This is a genomic window from Streptomyces sp. NPDC033845 (assembly GCF_055576225.1).
In genome coordinates this window covers 531,026-552,589 of record NZ_JBVIRI010000004.1, presented here as the reverse complement: position 1 = coordinate 552,589, position 21,564 = coordinate 531,026, and the positions used below count along the sequence as shown (strand labels likewise).

The window sequence follows — 21,564 nt, the reverse complement described above, 5'->3', positions numbered from 1 at the left end:
GTCCGTACTCACTTGTGGTTACCCGGTAACCGTAGGAGAGTGGCCGCTGACGTGGAAGAACGCACTTTTCGGTAACGGGGTAACCAGATGGTGACCAAGCAGTTCGAGGGCATGCCCGAGGACGCGGACCTGAGGCGCGCGGACTCGCTGGCCCGGGAGGTCTTCTCGGACATCGCCAACAAGTGGGCGCTTCTGATCATCGAGACCCTGGGCGACCGCACCCTGCGGTTCACCGAGCTGCGCAACGAGGTCGAGGGCATCAGCCACAAGATGCTCGCCCAGAACCTGCGCATGCTGGAACGGAACGGGCTCCTGCTGCGGCACGTCCATCCCACCGTGCCGCCCCGGGTCGACTACCGGCTGACCGAGCCGGGCACGGCCCTGCGGAAGACCGTGGACGTGATGTGCGACTGGACCCACCGCTACTTCACCCAGATCGAGGCCTCCCGCCACCGCTTCGACGCCTGACCGCGCCGAGCCGGGGTGGTCAGGCGGGGGTGGCCCATTGGAGGTGGAGGACGGCGACGTCGTCGGCCAGGCCGCCCCAGTCCGCGGCCAGGTCCTGGGCCCGCCGGATCAGGGTGTCGACGAAGGAGTCCGCGGGCAGCCCCGCGTGCCGGCGGGCGATGTCCAGCAGTCCCGCCTCCTCCAGGCGGGCGGGCCCCGGACCGACGCGTCCCTCGATCAGCCCGTCGGTGAAGAGCACCACGGCGTCGCCGGCGGCCATCGGGAGCTCGGTGACCGGCCAGCCCCTGCCCGCCCCGGGCAGGATGCCCAGGGCGGGGCCGCCCGGGACCTCGTGCAGCTCGATGCCCGCGGCGGATCGGAGCAGCAGACCGGGATGGCCCGCCCGCTGCACGGCGACGGCACCGCCGCCGGGCGGTCGGGTGACGGTCGTCAGGGTGGCGAAGATCTCCGGCCCGGAACGCTCCGCGAGCAGGATGGCCTCCAGCAGGGTGAGGAGCTCGGTGCCCCGGACCCCGGCCATCACGAAGGCCCGCCACGCCACCCGCAGGCACACCCCGAGCGCGGCCTCGCCGGGCCCGTGTCCGGAGACGTCGCCCACCACGGCGTGGGTGGCTCCGTCGGCGGTCTGGACCACGTCGTAGAAGTCCCCGCCCAGCAGTGACTGGGCGCGGCCCGGCTGGTACCGGGCGCAGACGGTGACCGAGTCGTCGAGGAGCAGCGGTGTGGGCAGCAGTCCGCGTTCCAGCCGGGCGTTCTCCTCGGCGCGCAGCTTCCCGGCCTGGAGGGCGACGGCGGCGAGCTCGGTCCGCTTGCGCTGCACGGCGTAGCGGATGGCCCGCATGAACACGTCGGCTTCCAGGCGGCCCTTGACCAGGTAGTCCTGGGCGCCGGCCGCCACGGCGGTCAGGCCGGCCTGTTCCTCGGAGAGTCCGGTGAGGACGACCACGGCGGTCTCGGCGCACACGGCGAGCACCCGGTCGAGGGCGCCGATGCCGTCGGCGTCGGGCAGGTGCAGATCGAGCAGGACGCACTCGGGCGGTTCGGAGTCGATCAGCCCCAGGGCCTCGGAGAGGGAGCGGGCGCGGCCGAGCCGGACGTCGATGCCGCTGTCCTCGACCAGTTCCTCGACCAGCAGGGCGTCACCCTCGTCGTCCTCGATCAGCAGGACGTACGGCGGCAGTCCGCTCCACAGGGCCAGCGAGCGGTCCGGGGTGGCGGCCCGGCGGGGCGGGCCGAGGACCCGGGGCGGGGTGGGGCCGCCCCGGTGGCCGGAGCCCAGATCGAGAGCGCTCTCCATGGTGTCGTAGGTCCCCCTCTCACCAAGGATCGCGGATGCCCGGCGGACGCCGGGTCGCGCCGGGGTCACCCTAGATCGAAGGCTCGCCCGCAGACAACATCGCCCTCGGTCAACACCCGGGCGGACGCGGGCCGGTGGGGTTTCAGGCCTCCTGGCCGGTGGCGGCGAGGACGATCTCGCGGACGGTGACGTGCCGGGGCCGGCCGTAGGCGTAGGCGATGGCGGCGGCCACCTCGTCGGGGTCGAGGGCGCCGCCCGCCGACTCCTTCCAGGCCTGGTAGTCGCTCTTGATCCGCTCGTCGCTGGTGTGGGACAGCAGTTCCGTCTCCACCGCGCCCGGGGCGACCGTCACCACCCGGACCCCGGTGGCGGCCACCTCCTCGCGGAGGTTCTCCGACATGGAGTGGACGGCGAACTTGGTTCCCACGTAGGCCGCGTGGTTCGGGAAGGTCTTGCGGCCGGCCACCGAACCGATGTTGACGATGGTGCCCGCGCCCCGCTCCAGCATGCCGGGCAGGACCGCGCGGGTCGCGTACAGCAGGCCCTTCACGTTGATGTCGAGCATCCGCTCCCACTCCTCGACCGGCTGGTCGGCGATCCGGCCCAGCAGCATCGCGCCCGCGTTGTTGACCAGCAGGTCCACCGGCCCGTACCGCTCCTCGGCCTCCCGTACGGCGGCCTGCACGGCCGTCCGGTCGGTGACGTCCACCTTGCGGCACAGGGTGTCGGGCAGTCCCAGGGCCTCCAGCCGGTCCAGCCGGCGGGCCAGCAGGAGCAGCGGATGCCCCTGGGAGGACAGCAGCCGGGCGGTGGCGGCGCCGATACCGGAACTGGCACCGGTGATCACGATCAGGGGCTTGGGCATACGGTCGGGGACCTTTCCATCCGGGCACGGGGAACGGCGGGAGCCCGCACGGCTCCCACCGCCGGCTCCCGCACCAGGCAATCAGGAATCCGACCGGAAGGCCCCGTGGACGCGCAGGTCTCCGTTGATCGCCACCTTCCCGTCGTTCGTGTGCACGATCCACTCCCCGGCGTTGCGGACCGACAGGTGCGCCCCGGCGTTCACCTTGCCCTGGAGGCGCGACTCGCCCTGGACGCGGAGCATGCCGAGGGTGGTGAGGTCCCCGCCGACGGTGAGCCCGCCGTCGAGGGTCAGCTGCTCCTTGATCCGGGCACGGTGGGTGTCCAGGTCGTTCAGGTCCGCCCGGCCGGCGGCGACGGTGCCCCACTGGCGGTTCCCGGCGCCCTCGAAGACGTTCATCCCGGAGGCCGGGAACTCGATCCATCCGTCGGCGGCCGTGCGCCCCTGCACCCATTTGGTGTTGATGCCGTTGAGGTCCGCCAGGTCGGCGGCGACGGTCCCCCACGCCTGTGTTCCGTCCTTGCGGACGTTGACCCCCGACTGCGGGAACTCGACCCAGCCCTTGCCCTCGTCCCGGTCCCCCACCCACCGGGTGTTGACTCCGTCCGCGCTGATCCGGTCGGCGGTGACGGTCTCGGCCTCGGCGCGGGCGGCGGAGAGGGTGCCGGGGGCGTCGTCCGCGTCGCGGATCCGGGCGCCCTGGGCGGTGAAGACGATCCGGCCCCGGTCGGTGGTGCCCTCGGCCCATGGGGCGCGGAGTCCGGCCGTGGCGGTGACCCCCTCGAACTCGGGGCTGCGCAGGTGGACGGTGGTGGTGAGGAAGTAGCCGGGCTGCTGTCCGCCCGGGGAGGTGGCGATCAGGGTGTACGTGGCGTCCCGCTTCGGCTCCCGGCCCGGCGCCGGCGACCACTGCCAGCCGGTGCCGACCGGTACGGGCACCACCGTCTCCGGCGGGCCGTCCGGGCCCTGCACCTGGTAGACCAGGCTGTCGGGGCCGTCCCAGCGCAGCAGGACGTCCTGGCCGCCGGCCACCAGGGAGCGCTCCGGGCGGAAGTTCCGGGGGACCCTGGGCAGCTGCTTGACCAGGCTCAGGGTCACCGGGGTCTTCCGGACGAAGGCTCCGTTCGCGGCCCGCTCGGTCACCTTCAGCAGCACCAGTCCGGGCCGGTCGGAGACCGGGAAGCCGTCCAGGACCAGGACCAGGGAGCCGGCCTCCCGGAACAGTGCGCCCGGCCGGGCGGTCACGGTGAGGACTCCGGTGGTGTCGTCCCAGACGAGGGTGGGCTCCTCCCCCGTCCTGGTCGCCGTGTCGCGTTCGATCCGGGCGGTGACCGTCTTCGGGTCGGCGGTCAGATCGCCGTCCGCGGGCCCGCAGGGCACCCGTAGCTCGATCGAGTACCAGATCACCTCGTCCATGGTCGGGTTGGAGACGACGACGTAGACCGACCCCTGGCGTTCCTCGCCCGCGGCCGGCACCTGGAGCGGAGCGGGATCGGTGAGTATGTCGTAGTGCAGAGAAGCCATCGCTGAAGACCCCCTGTGCGGTCCGACGCCCGCCCCGGCGGGGGCGGCCCCTCCAGCTCAGCACCCGCCGGAGGGCCCGATCCCCTTATCCGCCCCAACCGGCTCGAAACCGTCGTCCGCTGACCGAATCGGGAATCTCCTACCTGGGTGCGGGATTTCGGGGTGGATCTCAGGGGGCGGTCCCCGGGCGGGGTCTCAGGGGGCGGTCTTGAACTCGGGTGGCTGGAGTTCCTTCAGGCAGCCGGTCTTCGGGGCGGCGGGGTCGTCGAGGAAGGAGACGGCGATCTCCTGGGCGCACCGGGAGCTGGCGATGACCACGTGCGGCTCGTAGGGGACGGTGACCACCGTGGCCTGGCCGAGGGTGCGGGCCGCGTACGGGCCGTTGTCGGCGCCCGTCTGGGCGTCGAAGGCCCCGGACAGGGCGAGGGTGGGGATGTCGCCGGTGGTGGCGTCCCGGACGGAGCGCGGGGCCGGCGGGACGTCCCAGGCCTCGCAGTCCGGGTGGAGGAAGGTGAGCAGCGGGGCCTGGGCCTGCACCGAGCGGGGGAAGGAGGGGTACTGCTCGCGTCCGCCGCGCAGGGCCGCGTCGGCGCTCTCGTACGGGGTCCACTGGCTGCAGAAGACCCCGTAGGCGAGGCCGTGCGAGACCACTCCGATGCCCTGGGGGTTGGTCCGCCAGCCGGCCCACTGGGTGGCGATCCGGCGCGGGTCGCCGTGGGCGAGCTCATCGAGGGAGAGCGGGACCTCCTCGGCGGTGTGGGTGGCGGAGGTGAGCCAGTTGACCAGGGTGCCGCCGTCCAGGACCACCTTCACCGGCTTGTCGGAGCCGGGCACGGTGACGGTGGTGGTGACCGGTTTCGCTTCGAGGTCGCGGACGAGCTTCTCGAAGACGGCGGGCAGGTCCGGGTAGCGCTCGGCGCAGGCGGGCTGGTCGGCGCAGGCCTTGAAGAGGCCGTCGACGCCCTGCCGGAAGCTGCTCCAGGTCGCGGCCGAACCGGCCCGGGACGGGGGCAGGATGCCGTCGATGCCGACCGCGCGGAGGCCTTCGGGGTGCAGCCGCATGTACTCCAGTGCCAGATGGGTGCCGTAGGAGATGCCGTACAGGTTCCACCGGTCGATGCCGAGCGCGCCGCGCAGGTCCTCGTAGTCGGCGGCGCTCTCGATGTCGTTGTAGGCGCCGAGGTCGGTCCCGCGGGCGGTCAGCTTGTCGCGGCAGGCCCGGGTGGCCCGCACGTGCTGGCGTTCGGTGGAGGGGGCGTCGTAGACCAGACCGACCACGCGGGCGTTGAACTCGTCGATGTTCGGGCAGAGCAGCGCCGGGTCGGCGGAGCGGGTGCCGCGCTGGGACATGAGGACGAGGTCGCGGTCCCGGTTCAGTCCGCCGTCCACGGCCAGCTTCGCCTCTCCGACGGCGTCGTCCCCGGGGCCGCCGGCCAGCCAGACGACGGGGTCGGGTCTCGGTACGGCGGCCAGCGCGGGCACGACCGCGACGGCGAGCCGGATGGTCCGGCCCGACGGCCGGGCGCGGTTCTCGGGCACGGTGAGGGTGCCGCAGCGGGCCCCTTCCAGCGCCTCGTCCGGTTCGGTGGTCCCGGGGCAGGGGCCCGGAGCGTAGGAGGCGTCGCCCACGGTCCGGGCGACCGTGCCGATCGGCGGGCCGGTGCCCTCGTCCGCGCCGGAGAGTGCCCGGGCGGGGGCGGTGAGCAGGCCGCTGACGAGGAGGCCGGCGACCATGCCGGCCGAGGCCGCGGACAGTCTTCGCGGGGGCAGCCCTCGCGGGGGCAGCCTTCGCGGGGGCAGCCCTCGCGGGTGGGCGGCCCGGTGGGCGGCTCGGTGGAGGGGCATCTGGACTCCCGGCTATCTCGGGACGATCGTGAACGGCGGCGGCTCCAGGTCGTCCACGCAGCGCGTGTCCGGCGCGGTCGGGCGGGCGAGGAACGAGGCGAGCACGCGCTGCGCGCACGGGGACTGCGGGACGACCCAGTGGCCGATCCCGGGGACCAGCACGGAGGTCGACCGGCTCAGGTCGCGGGCCACGCCCTTGGCCCAACTCGCCCCGGTCTTCACGTCGAAGGTGCCGGAGACGATCAGGGCCGGGACCGCGCTGCGGGTGGGCACCCGCTGGACGGCGGCCCGGTCCGGGACGTCCCAGACCCCGCACACCGGGTACTGGAAGGGCAGTTGCGGGGGCTGGGCGAGGACGCTGTCGGGCCATCCGGGATACGCCTTCCGGCCGGCCGCCAGCACATCGGCCTCGGTATGGCCGGGGGCCCATTCGGCGCAGGCGATCGAGTTCGTCAGCCCGTGCGCGAACTCTCCGGTCCTCTGTACGGATCCGGCGGCGCGGGCCTGCGCGAACCGCTCCGGGTTGCCGCGGGCGAGCTCGTCGAGTGCGGCGGGAAGGTCCTTGGGGCGGGGGGTGAAGGCCACGATCAGGTTCAGCAGCGCGCCCCCGTCGAGCACGGTCCGGATCCTCTCCGCGTCCTTCCCGGTGTCCGGGAGGGCGGCGTCCAGTGTCAGGGGTTTCTCCTCCAGCCTGCGGATCTGTTCGGTCAGCAGGCGGGGCAGGTCCGGGTAGCGCTCCTTGCAGGCCGGCTGCGCGGCGCAGGCCGCGAAGATGTTGCGGATGCCCTCGGCGGTGCTGCCCCAGGTCCACGGCAGGGTCACGAACTCGCCTGGTGCGACCGAGTCCAGGGCCACCGCACGGATCCCCTCGGGGTGCAGCCGCAGATAGGTGAGGGCCAGATTGGTGCCGTAGGAGTAGCCGTAGACGTTCCACCGCGGGATCTTGAGCGCGGTGCGCAGATCGGCGAAGTCCGCGGCGTTCTCGGTGGTGTTGTAGGCGCCGAGGTCGACCCCGTCGGCGACGAGCCGGGCCCGGCAGTCCGTCACCGCCTTCAGCATCAGCTGCCGCGCCTGCGGCGAGTCGTAACCGAGGCCCACGGAACGCCCGTTGAACGCGTCGACCTCCGGGCAGGCGAGGTTCGGACGGTCGTGGAGGTTGCCGCGCTGGGCCATGACGATCAGTTCGCGGTCCTTGTTCAGGCCCGATGCGACGAGGAAGGGGATGTCGTCGAAGGTGTCGGACCCGGGGCCGCCCGCCATGAACACCACGGGGTCCGGGGCCGGCCGGTCGGAGACGGCCGGAATCCGTGCCACGGCCAGCCCGATGGTCCGGCCACCGTCCTCGGACCGGCTCTCGGGCACCTCCAGCACCCCGCACCGGGCGTCGGCGAGCGCCTCGACCGGCTCGGCCGGGTCGGTGGGCTCGGGACAGGGACCCGGTACGAACCGGGGAGCGGGAGTCGGGGCGGGCGCGGCAGTCGGGCCGGCCGGGCCGGCCGGTCCGGCGGCGGTGCCGGCCGGTGCGGGAGCCAGGGCCGCCAGGCACACCAGCGCGGTCGCCGCGCCGACGGCGGCGGCGTGCGTGCGGTGGTGGCGGCGGTGCTTTGGCATGCGATCCCGTCCCTCTGCCGATCCCGTCCCTCTGCCGACAGCGGCACCCGTCTTCCACGCTACTCGGCGGCGTCCCGGCCCGCGCGCGGAGCCGAAACCCGCTCCGACCTGCCCTTTTCCACTACGCCGCAGCCTCCCCCCTCGCCTTCCGGCGGGTCCGGCGGCGATACTTCGCGCATGCCGGCGAGGGGTGTCACCAAGTGAAGTACGACCTGTCCGGACGTCTGGTGGTCGGGATCGCCTCCAGCGCGCTCTTCGACCTCTCCGACTCCGCCGCGGTGTTCCGGGAGGGGGGCGAGGACGCCTACCGCAGGCACCAGGAAGCCCATGTGGACGATGTGCTGGCCAAGGGGGTCGCCTTCCCGTTCGTCCGGCGGCTGCTGTCGCTGAACGATCTCGCGGATCCGTCCGACCCCCTGGTCGAGGTCATCATCCTGTCCCGCAACGACCCGGACACCGGGCTGCGGGTGATGCGCTCGATACAGGCGCACGGACTGCCGATCAGCCGCGCCGTCTTCCGGCAGGGCCGCTCGTCCCACTCCTTCATGCCCGCGCTGAACATGTCGCTGTTCCTGTCGGCCGACGGTCCCGACGTACGCGAGGCGGTGGCGCAGGGCAGACCGGCGGGCCATGTGCTCCAGACGGCCCGGGTGGACGACGAGTCGGACCCGGAGCTCCGTATCGCCTTCGACTTCGACGGGGTGCTGGCGGGGGACTCGGCCGAGCGGATCTACCAGAGCGGCGGCCTGGACGAGTTCCGCGCGCACGAGGTGCGCAACGCGACCACCCCGCACGATCCGGGGCCGCTGCGCGAGTTCCTCGCCGGCATCAACCGGATCCAGCGCCGCGAGGAGGAGCAGCGCCGCGAGGTCCCCGGCTACCAGCCCCGGCTGCGGGTGTCCCTGGTGACCGCCCGGGACGCCCCGGCGCACGAGCGGGCCGTGCTGAGCCTCAAACGGTGGGGGCTCCGGGTGAACGACGCCTTCTTCCTCGGCGGGGTGGACAAGGCGCCCGTGATCAGTGCCCTGGACCCGCACATCTTCTTCGACGACCAGGTCTCCCACCTGAACGGCACGGCCCCGGCCACCCCCAGCGTCCACATCCCGTTCGGCATCGTGAACACACCCGGTCCCGTCCACCCCTGAACCGCCGCGCCCGCAGCCCGGGGGCGCCGGCCCGTACCGGCGGCGGAGCGGGGCGCCGGGCGGTGGGAGAATGCGCAGGGTGACCACGAGAACGACTGACATCGAGACGGCGGTCGGCGTGCTGCGCGCCGGCGGGCTGGTGGGCCTGCCCACCGAGACCGTCTACGGCCTCGCCGCCAACGCCGAGGACGCCGCAGCGGTGAGCCGCACCTTCCAGGTCAAGGGGCGGCCGCCCGGCCACCCGCTGATCCTGCACATCGGTGGCGCCGAGCAGCTGGACCGGTGGGTGGCGGAGGTCCCCGACACCGCGCGCGTCCTGGCCGAACACTTCTGGCCCGGGCCGCTGACCCTGGTGCTGCGGCGCGGCGAGCGGGTGCCCCTGGAGGCGACCGGCGGGCTGGAGACGGTGGCCGTACGGGTGCCCGACCACCCCGTCGCGCTCGCGCTGCTGTCCGCCCTCGGCGGCGGGGTCACCGCCCCGTCGGCCAACCGTTTCGGCTCGGTCAGCCCCACCCTGGCGGAGCACGTCCGCACCGAGCTCGGCGATGCCGTGGACTTCGTCCTCGACGGCGGCGCCTGCCAGGTCGGCGTGGAGTCCACCATCGTCGACCTGACCGGTGACGCCCCGGCGGTCCTGCGGCCCGGCGGGGTGACGCGCGAGGAGCTCGAAGCGGTCCTGGGCTCCCCCGTCTCCGTGCCCTGGACCAGCGACGTCAAGGTGCCCGGTCAGCACCCCTCGCACTACGCGCCGCGCGCGCGGGTGGTCCTGGTGGATCCCGAGAAGGCCGTCGAGGAGGCGGAGCTCGCCCAGGACTCGGGACAGCGGGTCGGCCTCATGCTGCCTCCCGCCTTCGCGGGCACCCCGGTGAAGGCGCACGCCGTGCTGGAGGTCCCCGCCTCCCCGGCCGCCTACGCACGGGAGCTGTACGGCTTCCTGCGGGAACTCGACGAGCGGGGATGCGACCTGGTCATCGCCTCCCTGCCCGCCGAGGAAGGGATGGGGCTGGCGATCGCCAATCGGCTCCGCCGCGCCGCCGGCCCCCGGCCCGCCTGAGCGGCGGCCCACCGGGTCCCGGCTCCGTTCACCGCGGCGGGGCCGGGGCGGCGTACCAGTCGGCGGGGGTGGCCGGGAATCCCGAGGTTCCTTCGCGGGTGGGCCGGACGGCGAGGATCTGGTCCACGCCCATGCGGCCTTCGGAGAAGGCCAGGGAGGCCCCGGCGAGATAGAGGCGCCACACCCGGCCGGTGGTCTCCCCGACGAGATCGGTGATCTCGGTCCAGCGGCTCTCCAGGGTGGCCCGCCAGGCGTCGATGGTGGCCGCGTAGTGCTCGCGGAGGGCTTCGGTGGAACGGACCTCCAGACCGGCGTCCTCCAGCAGGTCCACGGTCCGGCCGACGGGCCGCATGTGCATGTCGGGGGCGATGTAGGTCTCGATGAAGGCGCCGCCGCCGGGCGCGTGGGCGCCCCGGGACATCTGCTGGACCAGCAGCCGGCCCTCCGGGCGCAGCACCTCGCGCAGTTTCGCGGCGAAGGCCGGGTACTCGGCGTCACCGACGTGCTCGCCCATCTCCACGGCGGCGACCGCGTCGAAACCTCCGCCGTCGATGTGCCGCCAGTGCCGCAGCCGGACGTCTACCAGGTCGTCCACTCCCTCCCGTACGGCGCGCTCGGCGACGTACTCGCACTGGGCGCGGGAGAGGGTGACGGCGGTGACGCGCACCTGGTGCGCGCGGGCGGCGTGCACGGTGAGGGAGCCCCAGCCGCAGCCGACGTCCAGGAGCCGGTCGCCGGGGCGCAGCCCGAGTTTGCGGCAGATCAGTTCCAGTTTGTCGTGCTGGGCGTCGGCCGGACCGTAGCCGGGGTCCTCGGGGCGGGTCCAGTAGCCGCAGGAGTAGGCCATGGAGTCGTCCAGCAGCAGCGCGTAGAAGGCGTTGGACAGGTCGTAGTGGTGGCTGATCGCGGCCCGGTCCCGGGAGGCGCTGTGCAGCGGGCCGGTCAGCCGTGCCCGCCCGTCCGGGCGCCGGGGCGGCGGCCCGACGGCACCGAGGCGTACGGCGAGGGCGGCGGCCGCGGCCATGCCGGCCGGGCCGGGGCGGACCGGCGGCTGGTCGCGGACGCGCCGGCCGAGCTGGGAGAGGGCCTCGGCGAGGTCGCCCTCGACATCGAGGTCCCCGGAGACGTACGCCTCGGCGAGACCGAGCTCGCCCGGCTGCCACAGCAGACGGCGCAGCGCGTCGGGCGAGCGGAGCACCACCGGCGGGGCGCCCGCCGGACCGGCCTGGCTCCCGTCCCAGGCGCGGACGCGCACCGGGAGGGGGCCGGGGAGGAAGTGCCCGAGGAGCTCGGCGAGTCGGTCGGCGGCGGTGGTCACGGACGGTTCCCTTCGCTGAGGAGGGGCCGGCGCCATCAGGACACGGCAGCCCCACCCGGCCTCCGGCCGGAGCCACCGCGACGCGAGCCCACCCGTTCTTCGCGACGGCCGGACGGCCGGATTGGCGATGCGGGGCCCGGGCAGGGACCGGCCACGACGCGCGCGGAAGGCGGCCCGTCCCGCCGCCCCCGGGAGCGGCCCTGCCGCGCTGCCGCCCGACGGGCGCGGCCCGGCCGCCTGCCGGAATGCCGCACTGCCGTACGTGGGTGCCGTGCTGCCGCCCGCCGAGTGCGGCCCGGCTGCCCGCGGCCCCGTACCCCGGGGTGCGGCCCGGCCCGCCGGCCGGGGTGCGGCCCGGCCCGCCGGCCCCAGCGGGGACCAATCCGGTGGGCGGGTGCCGTCGAATGCCGGGAGTGAGCAAACTCCGCAGCACCCTCTCCCGTACCGCGCTCTCCCGCGCCGTGCTCGGCGCGGTCTCCGGACTGCTGGCCGCCTTCACGGCGCTCGGCGTGGCCGAGCTGGTGGCCGGGCTGGTGCGGCCGGCCGCGGGTCCGGTGACCGTGGTGGGCGGGGCCGTGATCGACCGCACCCCGGCCGGGGTGAAGGACTTCGCGATCCGCACCTTCGGGGAGGACGACAAGGCCGTCCTGCAGCTCGGGATCGTCCTCGTCCTCGCCCTGATCGCGATGGGCCTGGGCGTGCTCGCCGTGCACCGGCGCCGCACCGGCGCCGCGGGCGTGCTGTTGTTCGGGGCGGTCGGGGCCCTCGCGGCCCTGAGCCGGCCGGACTCCCGCGGCCTCGGGGACGTACTCCCCTCGCTGGCCGGAGCGGTCGCGGGCGCGTTCGCCCTGCACTTCCTGTCCTCGCGGGCCGCCGCACCCGCGAACGGCCCCGCCACCGGGGCCGGTTGGAGCAGGCGGCGGTTCCTGACCGCCGCCGCCGGAACGGCCGGCGCGGCCACCTCGGCCGCCGTGCTCGGCCGTGTCCTCGTCGGCCGGCAGGGCCGCGGGGCGGTCGCCTCCCGCGCGGAGCTCGTCCTGCCGGCACCGGCCTCCCCCGCCGCCCCGATCCCGGCCGGGGCCCAGCTGAAGGTCCCCGGCATCACTCCGTTCACCACGCCGAACGGCGACTTCTACCGCGTGGACACCGCCCTGGTCGTGCCCCGGGTGGACGCCGGGACCTGGCGGCTGCGGATCCACGGCAAGGGCGTCGCGCGCCCCCGTACGTACACCCTCGCCGAGCTGCTCGCCCGACCCCTGATCGAGCGGAACATCACCCTGACCTGCGTGTCGAACGAGGTCGGCGGCCCGTACGCGGGAAGCGCCCGCTGGCTCGGCGTCCCCCTCGCCGAACTCCTCCGGGAGTCCGGTGTCACCCCGCCGTCCCGGGGCGGCGGCGCCGACCAGCTGGTGGCCCGGTCCGTGGACGGCATGACCCTCGGCTCCCCGGTGGAGGAGGTCATGGACGGGCGCGACGCGATGCTCGCCGTCGGCATGAACGGCGAACCCCTCCCCTTCGAGCACGGCTTCCCGGTCCGCATGCTCGTCCCGGGGCTGTACGGATACGTGTCCGCCTGCAAGTGGATCGAGGACATCGAACTCACCACCTTCGACGCCTACGACCCGTACTGGGTGAAGCGCAAGTGGGCCCGCCGGGCGCCGATCAAGACCCAGGCCCGCATCGACACCCCCAAGCCCTTCGCCCGCCCCGCCGCCGGCCGGCTCACCGTCGCCGGGGTCGCCTGGGCGCAGCACCGGGGGATCAGCCGGGTCGAGGTCCGTATCGACGACGGGCCCTGGCGGGACGCCGACCTCGCCGCGCAGGCCACCAACGACACCTGGCGCCAGTGGTCCCTCCCGTGGGACGCGACCCCCGGCGGCCACACCATCACCGTCCGCGCCACCGACGGCACGGGCGCGGTGCAGACGGAACAGCGCGCTCGGACCATCCCCGATGGCGCGACCGGCCACCACAGCGTCTTCGTCACCGTCCCGTAGGCGTAGCCGTAGCCGTAGCGGACCCGGAACAGCTGAGCCGCTGCGCCGCGGCCGTCGCGGGCTTGCGCCCGGAGCCGCACGGACTCACGGGCTCCGCACGGCTCCGGGCGCAGACCGTCGGCTCAGGAGGAACCCCGCACGACGAGTTCGGTCGGCAGGACCCGGCGCGACTCCTCGATCCGTACGGAACCGGCTTCGGACTCGGCCGCGACCATCTGCAGGAGCAGTCGGGTCATGGTGCGGCCCATCTCCTCGATGGGCTGCCGCACGCTGGTCAGCGGGGGATCCATCAGCCGGGCCACCGCCGAGTCGTCGACCCCCACGAGCGCCACGTCCTCGGGGACCCGCCGCCCGGCCTCGCGCAGCACACCGCGGGCGCCGGCCGCCATCACGTCGGAGGCCGCGAACACCGCGTCCAGGTCCGGGCGGCGCTCCAGGAGCTCCAGCATGGCCCGGCGCCCGCCCTCCTCGGTGAAGTCGCCGGTCGCCACCAGCGACTCGTCGAGCACGAGTCCGGCGTCGGCCAGACCCGTGCGGTAACCGTCCAGACGGGCGCGCGCCACATACATGTCCAGAGGTCCGGTGATGGTCGCGATCCGGGCCCGGCCGCGGGCGGCGAGGTGCGCGACCGCCACCCGTGCGGCTCCGGTGTTGTCCGAGTCCACGTAGTCGGTGGGCTCGCTTTCGGACCGCCGCCCGTTCATGACCACCGGCAATCCCAGCGCCCGGATCCGGTCGGGCAGCGGGTCGTCCCCGTGGACGGAGGCCAGCAGCACGCCGTCGACCCGCCGGGCCGCCGCGTACTGCTCGAACCGCTGCCTCTCCTGCTCGGTGCGGACCAGGGTCAGCAGCAGCTGCTTGTCCGCGTCGGCGAGCTCGGCGCTCACCCCGCGGATGAGGTCCAGGAAGTACGGCTCCGAGAACAGCCGGGCCTCGGTCTCCGTGATGACCAGGGCGATCGCGTCGGTCCGGCTGCCGGCCAGCATCCTCGCCGCCTGGTTGGGCACGAACCCCAGCTCGGCGATGGCACGGGTGACGGCCTCCCTGGCGCGGTCGCTCACCCGGGGCGAGTCGTTGATCACCCTGGACACCGTGCCCCGCCCCACGCCGGCCAGGGCCGCTACCTCTTCCAGGGTGGGCCTGCCGTTGTGCCGTCCGCTCACGCTCTCGAACTCCCCTCGGTCGGTCTTCATTCTTCCGCGCCCGCCCGGTCGGGGCGACCAGGGGTGGGCGACCGGTTGCGCCGGATGCCTCGGCCGGCCCGGCCCGCCTCGGCCCGCCTCGGCCCGCTGCGGGGCACGCTACGCCGAAAACCGATGGAAGCGCTCCCATAGGCACACTGTGCACCTCGCACCCCTGTCCCGCCGGCATCCTCCCCGCCTCCGTCGCCGCCGTAACGAATCCCGCCCGATCCCTTGACACTCACACCCGGAAGGAAGCAACCTTCGGCGACGAGATGGGAGCGCTCCCATGCGGAGCGGCCGCCCTCGCACCGGGTTCTCGTGGCCCGGTCATCGCCGGGCCACGAGAACCCGATGACGCACGACGATCACCACCTTTCGACGAGGAGAGTTCCATGCGCACTTCCACCAGCGGCCAGGGACGACGCAGAGTCATCGCGGCGGCGGTCGTCCTCGCGACGGGCACGGCCCTGCTCACCGGCTGCGGCGACGACGGGGACAGCGGCAAGGGAGACGGTGCGGCCGGCGGCGAGCAGATCACGCTGCGGATCGGGACCTTCGGCTCCTTCGGCTACGACGACACGACGGGGGCCAAGCTCTACGCCGAATACACGAAGGCCCACCCGAACATCAGGATCGAGGAGTCGAACGTCGCCGACGGCCAGAAGTACTGGGACACCCTCAAGCTGCGCCTCAGCCGCAACAGCGGTCTCGCGGACATCCAGGCCGTGGAGGTGGGCTACGTCGCGGAGGCGACCGGGCCGGCCATGGCGGACAAGTGGGCCGACCTCGGCAAGACGGGCGGCGCGGACCTCGGCGCGTTCCTCGACTGGAAGATCAAGCAGGCGACCACCGCCGACGGCAAGGTCATGGGCCTCGGTACGGACATCGGCCCGATGGCCATCTGCTACAACAAGGACCTCTTCGCCAAGGCCGGCCTGCCGACCGATCGCGCCGAGGTCGGGAAGCTGTGGGCGGGCGACTGGGCGAAGTTCATCGCCGCCGGCGAGACGTACAAGAAGAGCGCCCCGGCGGGAACCTCCTTCCACGACTCCGCGAGCGGCCTGTTCAACGCGGTCGTGTCCAGCGAGCCGGTGCAGTACGCGAACACCGAGGGCGAGCTGGACTACGAGAACAGCCCCGGCGTGAAGAAGGCCTGGGACACCGCCGTGGCCGCCTCGAAGGGCGGACTGACCGCAAAACTGCGCCAGTTCGACGAGAAGGGCACCTGGAACGCTGCCTTCAAGAACGCGAAGTTCGCCACCGTCGCCTGCCCCAGCTGGATGACCGGCATCATCAAGGAGCAGGCGGGCCCGGAGAACCAGGGCAAGTGGGACATCGCCGCACCGCCCGTGGCGGGCAACTGGGGCGGCTCGTTCCTCGCCGTGCCGAAGTCCGGCAAGCACGTCAAGGAGGCCGCCGAGCTCGTCGCCTGGCTGACCGCCCCGGCGCAGCACGCGAAGGTGTTCGCCGTGAACGGCAACATCCCCTCCACCAAGGACACGCTCACCTCGGCGGCCGTCCAGGACGCCAAGCTGCCGTACTTCGGTGACACCCCGGTGGGCAGGATCTACTCGGAGGCCGCGGCCGGCATCACGCCCGCGCCGATCAGCCGCTGGGACGGCCAGGTGAAGACCTTCCTCACGGACAACGGCATCCTCGACATCGAGCAGCGCGGCACGGATCCGGTCAAGGCCTGGGAGAACGTCGGGAAGCTGGTCGCCGACAAGATCGAGAAGTAGCCGGGAGGCGTCCCGCCCAGCGCCCCCTCGGGGCGGCGGGCCGCCCCGCCCGCACCCGCACCGCACACACCCAGCTCTGGAAGGACGCCCCCGTGGCCACCTCCCTACGGGCGACCGATGACGGCTCCGTGCCGTCCGCCACATCGCCCACCGCTCCCGGCCCCCGCCCGCACCCGCCCTCCGACCGGGGCGGCGGCCGGCGCAGCGCGCTCTACCGCCTGGACCTGAAGGCGGTCCCGTACGTCTTCGTCGCCCCCTTCTTCCTCACCTTCGCGGCCTTCGGACTCTTCCCCCTGATCTACACCGGCTGGCTCTCCCTCCACCGGGTCGAGCTCGGCGGCGACGCCCGGTGGAAGGGACTGGAGAACTACAGCTCCCTGGCGACCAGCGAGTTCTTCTGGAACGCGCTGGCCAACACCTTCACCATCGGCGTGATCTCCACCGTTCCCCAACTGCTGATGGCCCTCGGCCTGGCCCATCTGCTCAACTACAAGCTGCGCGGCCGCGGCTTCTTCCGCGTCGCGGTCCTGGCCCCGTACGCCACCTCGATCGCGGCCGCGACGCTCGTCTTCGCGCAGCTGTTCAACACCGACTACGGCCTGATCAACACGGTCCTGGGCTGGGCCGGCTTCGACCCCGTGTCCTGGGAGTCCTCCAAGTGGCCCGCACAGATCGCCATTTCGACGATCGTGACATGGCGCTGGACGGGCTACAACGCCCTGATCTATCTGGCGGCGATGCAGGCCGTGCCGCAGGACCTCTACGAGGCGGCCGCCCTGGACGGGGCCTCACGCTGGCGCCAGTTCATCAGCGTCACCATCCCCTCCATCCGGCCGACCATCCTCTTCACCGTCATCGTCTCCACCATCGGCGCCACCCAGCTCTTCGGCGAACCGATGCTCTTCGGCGGCAGCGTCGGCATCAGCGGCGGCAGCGGCAACCAGTTCCAGACGCTCAGCCTGCTCATGTACGAGAAGGGCTGGGTGACCGGCTCACTGGGCCAGGCCTCCGCCATCGCCTGGGTGATGCTCCTGCTCCTCCTGCTCATCGGCGCCGTCCAGGCACTCGTCTCCCGCTCGAACCGCAACCGCAACCGCACTCGCACGAAGGCGGGGAGCTGAAACCATGGCCCGCACGCTCGAAACAACTGCGCGCCAGACGCCGCGCGCCCGACGATTCGGCCCCGCCGCCGGCCGTCAGCACCACGCGGGACCCCTCGCATACGTCCTTCTCGGGATCGCCGCGCTGTTCTCCCTCTTCCCCCTCTACTGGAACCTCGTCGCGGCCTCGCACACCGGCGAGCGCGTGGTCGAGGCACCGGCCCCGCTGCTGCCCGGCCCCCGGCTCCTCGACAACCTCACCTTCGCCTGGAACCAGGTGGACATGGGCGAGGCACTGGTCAACACGACCGTCGTGGCCGGTCTCGTCACCCTGTCCACGGTCCTGTTCTCCACCCTGGCCGGCTTCGCCTTCGCCAAACTGCCCTTCCGGGGCCGGGGCGCCCTCCTCGCCCTCGTGGTGGCGACCATGACGGTGCCGCCGCAGCTCAGCGTCATCCCGCTCTACCAGATCATCACCGACCTCGGCTGGGTCGATCAGCTCCAGTCCGTCGTCCTGCCCTCCCTGGTCGCCGCCTTCGGGGTGTTCTTCATGCGCCAGTACCTCATCGAGGCGCTCCCGGTGGAGCTGATCGAGGCGGCCAGAATGGACGGGGCGCACAGCCTGCGCATCGTCTGGCACGTGGTCTTCCCGGTGGCCCGGCCGGCGATGGCGGTCCTCGGGATGCTCGTCTTCGTCCAGGCCTGGAACGACTTCTTCTGGCCCTTCATCGCACTGACCCCCGACGGGAACCCGACCCTCCAGGTCGCCCTGGCCGGTCTCGGCTCGGGAAACCACACGGTCGACCAGGCCGTCGTGCTGACCGGCGCGCTCATCTCCACGCTGCCGCTGCTGCTGGTCTTCGCCGTGCTCGGCAAGCACGTGGTCGGCGGCATCACCGCCGGCGCCGTAAAGAACTGACCTGTCCGCATCCCCCTCCAGCCTCCAACCTCCAACCTCCAACCTCCAACGATTGGGAGCGCTCCCAAATGACTGCGTCCGAGACCGGTCCCCTGACCGCCGTCCGCACCTTCCCGCCCGGCTTCCTGTGGGGCACGGCCACCGCCGCGTACCAGATCGAGGGCGCCGTCCGCGAGAACGGCCGGACCCCTTCCATCTGGGACACCTTCTCGCACACACCGGGCAAGGTCTTCGAGGGCCACACCGGCGACGTGGCGGTGGACCACTACCACCGCTTCCCCGAGGACGTCCGGCTGATGTCCGAACTCGGCCTGGGCGCCTACCGGTTCTCCGTCTCCTGGTCGCGCGTCCAGCCGACCGGCCGGGGTCCCGCCGTCCAGCAGGGCCTGGACTTCTACCGCCGGCTCGTCGACGAGCTCCTCGCCGCGGGCATCACCCCCGCCCTGACCCTCTACCACTGGGACCTGCCACAGGAGTTGGAGGACGCGGGAGGCTGGCCCGAGCGCGCGACCGCCGAGCGGTTCGCCGAGTACGCGGGAATCGTCGCGGACGCCCTCGGGGACCGCGTCAAGCACTGGATCACCCTCAACGAGCCCTGGTGCAGCGCGTTCCTGGGCTACGGATCCGGCGTCCACGCCCCGGGCCGCACCCACCCCGTCGCGGCCCTGCGCGCCGCCCACCACCTCAACCTCGCCCACGGCCTCGCCGTCCGCACCCTGCGCTCCACACTGCCCGGAGACGCCCAACTGGCCGTCTCCCTGAACCTCCACGCGATCCGCCCCCTCACCCCCTCCCCGGCGGACGCGGACGCGGCCCGGCGGATCGACGCCGTCGGCAACCGGATCTGGCTGGGCCCGATGCTGGAGGGCGCCTACCCCCAGGACCTGCTCGCGGACACGGCGCACCTGACCGACTGGTCCTTCGTACGGGACGGCGACACCGCCGCGATCCACCAGCCCCTGGACCTGCTGGCGGTCAACTACTACACCCCGACGGTCGTTTCACACATGCCCACGGACTCGGAGCGGCCACAGGACGACGGCCACGGCAACAGCGAGCACTCGCCGTGGCCCGGCGCGGACGAGGTCGCCTTCCACCAGGCTCCGGGCGCGCGCACCGCGATGGGCTGGTCGATCGACGCCGGCGCGCTCCACGACCTGTTGACCCGCACCGCGGCCCGCTACCCCGGCCTCCCGTTCGTCATCAGCGAGAACGGCGCCGCCTACGAGGACGAGGTCGCCCCGGACGGCACCGTCCACGACCCGGAACGCGCCGCCTACGTCCACGCCCACCTGGACGCCGTACACCGTGCGATCACCGACGGGGTGGACGTCCGCGGCTACTTCCTCTGGTCACTCCTCGACAACTTCGAGTGGGCGTACGGCTACGCCAAACGCTTCGGCGCCGTCCACGTCGACTACGAAACCCTGCAGCGCACCCCCAAGTCCAGCGCCCACTGGTACTCCCACATCGCCCGGACCGGAGAACTGCACGCCCCTCCCCACACCCCGTAACCAGCCTCCGGGCCCCGGGCCCCGGGCCCCGGGTCAGCGGACGCGGCCTCGGGGCTTCAGGTGGGTCGGGGGCAGTTCCGGGGAGGGGATCGGAGGGCCGTCGTAGCCCTTGACCTCGCCGAATCGGGTGCCGTTCATCCAGTCTTCGCGGGCCTGGGCGATCTCCTCGTGGGAGCGGCCGATCCAGTTCCAGAACATCTCACGGCGCAGCATCGTTTTCGCAGGTCAAGTGGACCTCGGATCGCTGACGGTCAGCAAACCGTCAGCATCGGCATCCGAGGAGTCCAGGCACATGGCAACCAAGGCACTCGCCCGGGGAATGGGCACCTTCTTCAAGGACTGCGAGCACGCACCGTCCCGCTGGTCGAGCTGCCCCCACCTCTACAAGGTCCGCTACAGAGGCCCCGGCGGGAAGCAAGTCGAAGAGTCGGGGTTCCTGGACCAGGACAAAGCCATCGCGCGACTGACCAGTGTCTACAACGCGAAGAAGGCCGCCCCAACGAACCAGGCGAAGAGCGAGCGCATCGAAAAGTACGGTCAGATGCTGTTCCGGGAGTACACCGACGAGTGGAGGGCCGGCCAACGTCACCTCGCTCCGGCATCACTGAGCCACCTCGACTCCCTCCTCCAGCACCACATCTACCCGGCCCTCGCGACCCGCCGGATGACCACGTTCGACCACAAGGTGGTGGACGGGTTCATCAGGACGATGGAGCGCAACGGCGTCGGCCTGGCTGCGCAGTCCAATGCGTACGACAAGTTGAAGTCGATACTCCTCGACGCGCACCGCCTGGGCCTCTTCGACGACAACCCCCTCCTGGGCGTCAAGCCGCCTCAGTACGACCCGAAGCGCGCCGTCATCCCCTCCCCCGCACAGCTCCACGGCCTGCGCGGGGCCGGGGACGATGTGTTTCGGCTCATCGTCGAGCTCATGAGCGGCTGCGGCCTACGCAATGGAGAAGCTGCCGCAGTCAACATCAACAACATCGTGGCCGACGACGTCTACCGTGTCACCGAGCAGGTGAACCAATCGACCAAGATGTACGACCGCCTCAAGCACCGAAAGCTCGGCGAATACCGTGACGTCCCCCTTCCCCGACGCACCAAGGCCGCGATCGAGTGGTACGCCGAAAAATACGGGACCACGAACGGCTATCTGCTCCATCATCCACAGGACGCCCTCCGGCCGTTCCAGCCGTACCTTCTGCAGAACCAATGGCAGCGCCTCAAACGGCGCGGGAATCTCGACATTCCCGACGGCATGGAAGGATCTCTCCCGTACGGGCGGGCCGCTCGTGTTCGACAGTCCCGACCGAACCGTACGCATCGGCTACGACCCCCAGGTGATCCCTGGCGGCTGGACCGTCTCCGGCAAGCCCGTCGGGCAGCCGGCCTGGCACGCCACCTTCACCACGGCCGTGCCCGTCGAGATCGTCGCAGGGTTCACGGACGCCCTCACCATGCCTCGTTCGGCTCACGCACCCAATGTGTGGGCACCGCTGGAGGAACACGGCTGGGACACGTCCCGAGTCGAGGATTCCGCCCTGGACAGTTCCCGGGCGCAGGAACACTTCACGGCGGTCTCCCCGGATCGGAACACCTGGCTGCAGTTCCACCAAGGCGGTCCGGACCAGGCCCACTGGTGGGCCGCGGCCCGTACTGAGCACGGCCGAACCTGGGACGCCGTCTTCACCCCCACGACGCCGATGCACCTGATCCAGGGGTTCTCGGCAGCGCTGTCCGATCCGACGCCCGCAATGCGCCAGCGCGGCCACGTCCCGGCTACGAAGTGGATCCGCACCACTTCGGTGTCCGTCCGTCCCTCCGAGCTGGGCGGCTGGCAGCAGGCCCGGATCACCGCCGCCCGCGCCGCGACCTGGGCCCGCAATTCCTGGGCCGCCACCCGCCCCCGCCAGTACGGCCCCACCAGCCCCCGCCTGGTAGCCGACACACCTGCCCGATCGATCCGATAGGCGCCAGTTGC

General features: G+C 72.6%; 16 protein-coding genes and 2 pseudogenes. 10 read left to right on the top strand and 8 right to left on the bottom strand.

Annotated features, from left to right (window positions below):
- Positions 1-87: 87 nt before the first annotated feature.
- The gene (locus ACZ50K_RS12150) at positions 88-468 is read left to right on the top strand and encodes a winged helix-turn-helix transcriptional regulator (protein ID WP_468901033.1); all 381 of its coding nucleotides are present in this window, start codon (positions 88-90) and stop codon (positions 466-468) included.
- 19 nt (positions 469-487) lie between these two features.
- On the opposite strand, the gene ACZ50K_RS12145 is transcribed toward ACZ50K_RS12150, so the two are convergent.
- The 5 genes from ACZ50K_RS12145 to ACZ50K_RS12125 all read right to left on the bottom strand — a co-directional run bounded on the left by ACZ50K_RS12145 (position 488) and on the right by ACZ50K_RS12125 (position 7,610).
- Entirely contained in the window at positions 488-1,765 is a 1,278-nt protein-coding gene (locus ACZ50K_RS12145; protein WP_468901030.1) for a PP2C family protein-serine/threonine phosphatase, read from the bottom strand.
- A 142-nt stretch (positions 1,766-1,907) separates the two neighbouring features.
- On the bottom strand, positions 1,908-2,630 hold the full coding sequence (locus ACZ50K_RS12140) for an SDR family oxidoreductase (RefSeq protein ID WP_468901027.1): 723 nt from the start codon (positions 2,628-2,630) through the stop codon (positions 1,908-1,910).
- A gap of 81 nt (positions 2,631-2,711) precedes the next feature.
- On the bottom strand, positions 2,712-4,154 hold the full coding sequence (locus ACZ50K_RS12135) for a hypothetical protein (RefSeq protein ID WP_468901025.1): 1,443 nt from the start codon (positions 4,152-4,154) through the stop codon (positions 2,712-2,714).
- 195 nt (positions 4,155-4,349) lie between these two features.
- Positions 4,350-5,999, bottom strand: coding sequence for an alpha/beta fold hydrolase (locus ACZ50K_RS12130; protein ID WP_468901023.1), 1,650 nt, complete (start codon positions 5,997-5,999; stop codon positions 4,350-4,352).
- A 12-nt stretch (positions 6,000-6,011) separates the two neighbouring features.
- Positions 6,012-7,610 carry an alpha/beta fold hydrolase gene (locus ACZ50K_RS12125; RefSeq protein ID WP_468901021.1) on the bottom strand — a complete coding sequence of 533 codons (1,599 nt, stop codon included), beginning with the start codon at positions 7,608-7,610 and terminating at the stop codon, positions 6,012-6,014.
- A gap of 200 nt (positions 7,611-7,810) precedes the next feature.
- Here ACZ50K_RS12125 and ACZ50K_RS12120 point away from each other — a divergent pair, with 200 nt between their 5' ends.
- Together ACZ50K_RS12120 and ACZ50K_RS12115 are read left to right on the top strand one after the other, a co-directional pair.
- On the top strand, positions 7,811-8,755 hold the full coding sequence (locus tag ACZ50K_RS12120) for a 5'-nucleotidase (RefSeq protein WP_468901019.1): 945 nt from the start codon (positions 7,811-7,813) through the stop codon (positions 8,753-8,755).
- Between the two features lie 70 nt (positions 8,756-8,825).
- Entirely contained in the window at positions 8,826-9,809 is a 984-nt protein-coding gene (locus ACZ50K_RS12115) for an L-threonylcarbamoyladenylate synthase (RefSeq protein WP_468901016.1), read from the top strand.
- A gap of 28 nt (positions 9,810-9,837) precedes the next feature.
- Here the strand turns inward: ACZ50K_RS12115 and ACZ50K_RS12110 are convergent, their stop codons facing one another.
- Positions 9,838-11,127 carry a class I SAM-dependent methyltransferase gene (locus ACZ50K_RS12110; protein ID WP_468901014.1) on the bottom strand — a complete coding sequence of 430 codons (1,290 nt, stop codon included), beginning with the start codon at positions 11,125-11,127 and terminating at the stop codon, positions 9,838-9,840.
- 404 nt (positions 11,128-11,531) lie between these two features.
- Between ACZ50K_RS12110 and ACZ50K_RS12105 the strand changes: the two genes are divergently transcribed.
- Positions 11,532-13,124: a molybdopterin-dependent oxidoreductase gene (locus ACZ50K_RS12105; RefSeq protein ID WP_468901012.1), complete on the top strand. Its 1,593-nt coding sequence runs from the start codon at positions 11,532-11,534 to the stop codon at positions 13,122-13,124.
- 122 nt (positions 13,125-13,246) lie between these two features.
- On the opposite strand, the gene ACZ50K_RS12100 is transcribed toward ACZ50K_RS12105, so the two are convergent.
- Positions 13,247-14,317: a LacI family DNA-binding transcriptional regulator gene (locus ACZ50K_RS12100; RefSeq protein ID WP_468901010.1), complete on the bottom strand. Its 1,071-nt coding sequence runs from the start codon at positions 14,315-14,317 to the stop codon at positions 13,247-13,249.
- Between the two features lie 383 nt (positions 14,318-14,700).
- Between ACZ50K_RS12100 and ACZ50K_RS12095 the strand changes: the two genes are divergently transcribed.
- From ACZ50K_RS12095 to ACZ50K_RS12080, 4 genes are all read left to right on the top strand, one after another.
- Positions 14,701-16,047, top strand: coding sequence for an ABC transporter substrate-binding protein (locus ACZ50K_RS12095; RefSeq protein ID WP_468901007.1), 1,347 nt, complete (start codon positions 14,701-14,703; stop codon positions 16,045-16,047).
- A 92-nt stretch (positions 16,048-16,139) separates the two neighbouring features.
- Complete coding sequence (locus ACZ50K_RS12090) at positions 16,140-17,168, top strand: carbohydrate ABC transporter permease (protein ID WP_468901005.1); 1,029 nt, start codon at positions 16,140-16,142, stop codon at positions 17,166-17,168.
- Positions 17,169-17,172: 4 nt separating this feature from the next.
- Positions 17,173-18,066 carry a carbohydrate ABC transporter permease gene (locus tag ACZ50K_RS12085; RefSeq protein WP_468901002.1) on the top strand — a complete coding sequence of 298 codons (894 nt, stop codon included), beginning with the start codon at positions 17,173-17,175 and terminating at the stop codon, positions 18,064-18,066.
- Positions 18,067-18,134: 68 nt separating this feature from the next.
- Positions 18,135-19,580, top strand: coding sequence for a GH1 family beta-glucosidase (locus ACZ50K_RS12080; RefSeq protein ID WP_468900999.1), 1,446 nt, complete (start codon positions 18,135-18,137; stop codon positions 19,578-19,580).
- Between the two features lie 33 nt (positions 19,581-19,613).
- On the opposite strand, the pseudogene ACZ50K_RS12075 reads toward ACZ50K_RS12080, so the two are convergent.
- Positions 19,614-19,778 (bottom strand): annotated as a pseudogene (locus ACZ50K_RS12075) (pirin family protein); the annotation flags it as partial.
- Between the two features lie 881 nt (positions 19,779-20,659).
- Between ACZ50K_RS12075 and ACZ50K_RS12070 the strand changes: the two are divergent.
- Both ACZ50K_RS12070 and ACZ50K_RS12065 read left to right on the top strand, forming a co-directional pair.
- A pseudogene (locus tag ACZ50K_RS12070) lies at positions 20,660-21,277 on the top strand (SPDY domain-containing protein); the annotation flags it as partial.
- Positions 21,278-21,286: 9 nt separating this feature from the next.
- A complete protein-coding gene (locus ACZ50K_RS12065; RefSeq protein WP_468901210.1) occupies positions 21,287-21,553 on the top strand; it encodes a hypothetical protein in 267 nt (88 codons plus the stop codon).
- Positions 21,554-21,564: the final 11 nt, after the last annotated feature.

Excerpts from the sequence above, each read along its gene's own strand:
- ACZ50K_RS12150 (WP_468901033.1), top strand. The coding sequence starts at position 88 with ATGGTGACCAAGCAGTTCGAGGGCATGCCCGAGGACGCGGACCTGAGG.
- ACZ50K_RS12145 (WP_468901030.1), bottom strand. The coding sequence starts at position 1,765 with ATGGAGAGCGCTCTCGATCTGGGCTCCGGCCACCGGGGCGGCCCCACC.
- ACZ50K_RS12140 (WP_468901027.1), bottom strand. The coding sequence starts at position 2,630 with ATGCCCAAGCCCCTGATCGTGATCACCGGTGCCAGTTCCGGTATCGGC.
- ACZ50K_RS12135 (WP_468901025.1), bottom strand. The coding sequence starts at position 4,154 with ATGGCTTCTCTGCACTACGACATACTCACCGATCCCGCTCCGCTCCAG.
- ACZ50K_RS12130 (WP_468901023.1), bottom strand. The coding sequence starts at position 5,999 with ATGCCCCTCCACCGAGCCGCCCACCGGGCCGCCCACCCGCGAGGGCTG.
- ACZ50K_RS12125 (WP_468901021.1), bottom strand. The coding sequence starts at position 7,610 with ATGCCAAAGCACCGCCGCCACCACCGCACGCACGCCGCCGCCGTCGGC.
- ACZ50K_RS12115 (WP_468901016.1), top strand. The coding sequence starts at position 8,826 with ATGCGCAGGGTGACCACGAGAACGACTGACATCGAGACGGCGGTCGGC.
- ACZ50K_RS12105 (WP_468901012.1), top strand. The coding sequence starts at position 11,532 with ATGCCGGGAGTGAGCAAACTCCGCAGCACCCTCTCCCGTACCGCGCTC.
- ACZ50K_RS12100 (WP_468901010.1), bottom strand. The coding sequence starts at position 14,317 with ATGAAGACCGACCGAGGGGAGTTCGAGAGCGTGAGCGGACGGCACAAC.
- ACZ50K_RS12095 (WP_468901007.1), top strand. The coding sequence starts at position 14,701 with ATGCGCACTTCCACCAGCGGCCAGGGACGACGCAGAGTCATCGCGGCG.
- ACZ50K_RS12085 (WP_468901002.1), top strand. The coding sequence starts at position 17,173 with ATGGCCCGCACGCTCGAAACAACTGCGCGCCAGACGCCGCGCGCCCGA.
- ACZ50K_RS12080 (WP_468900999.1), top strand. The coding sequence starts at position 18,135 with ATGACTGCGTCCGAGACCGGTCCCCTGACCGCCGTCCGCACCTTCCCG.
- ACZ50K_RS12065 (WP_468901210.1), top strand. The coding sequence starts at position 21,287 with ATGCACCTGATCCAGGGGTTCTCGGCAGCGCTGTCCGATCCGACGCCC.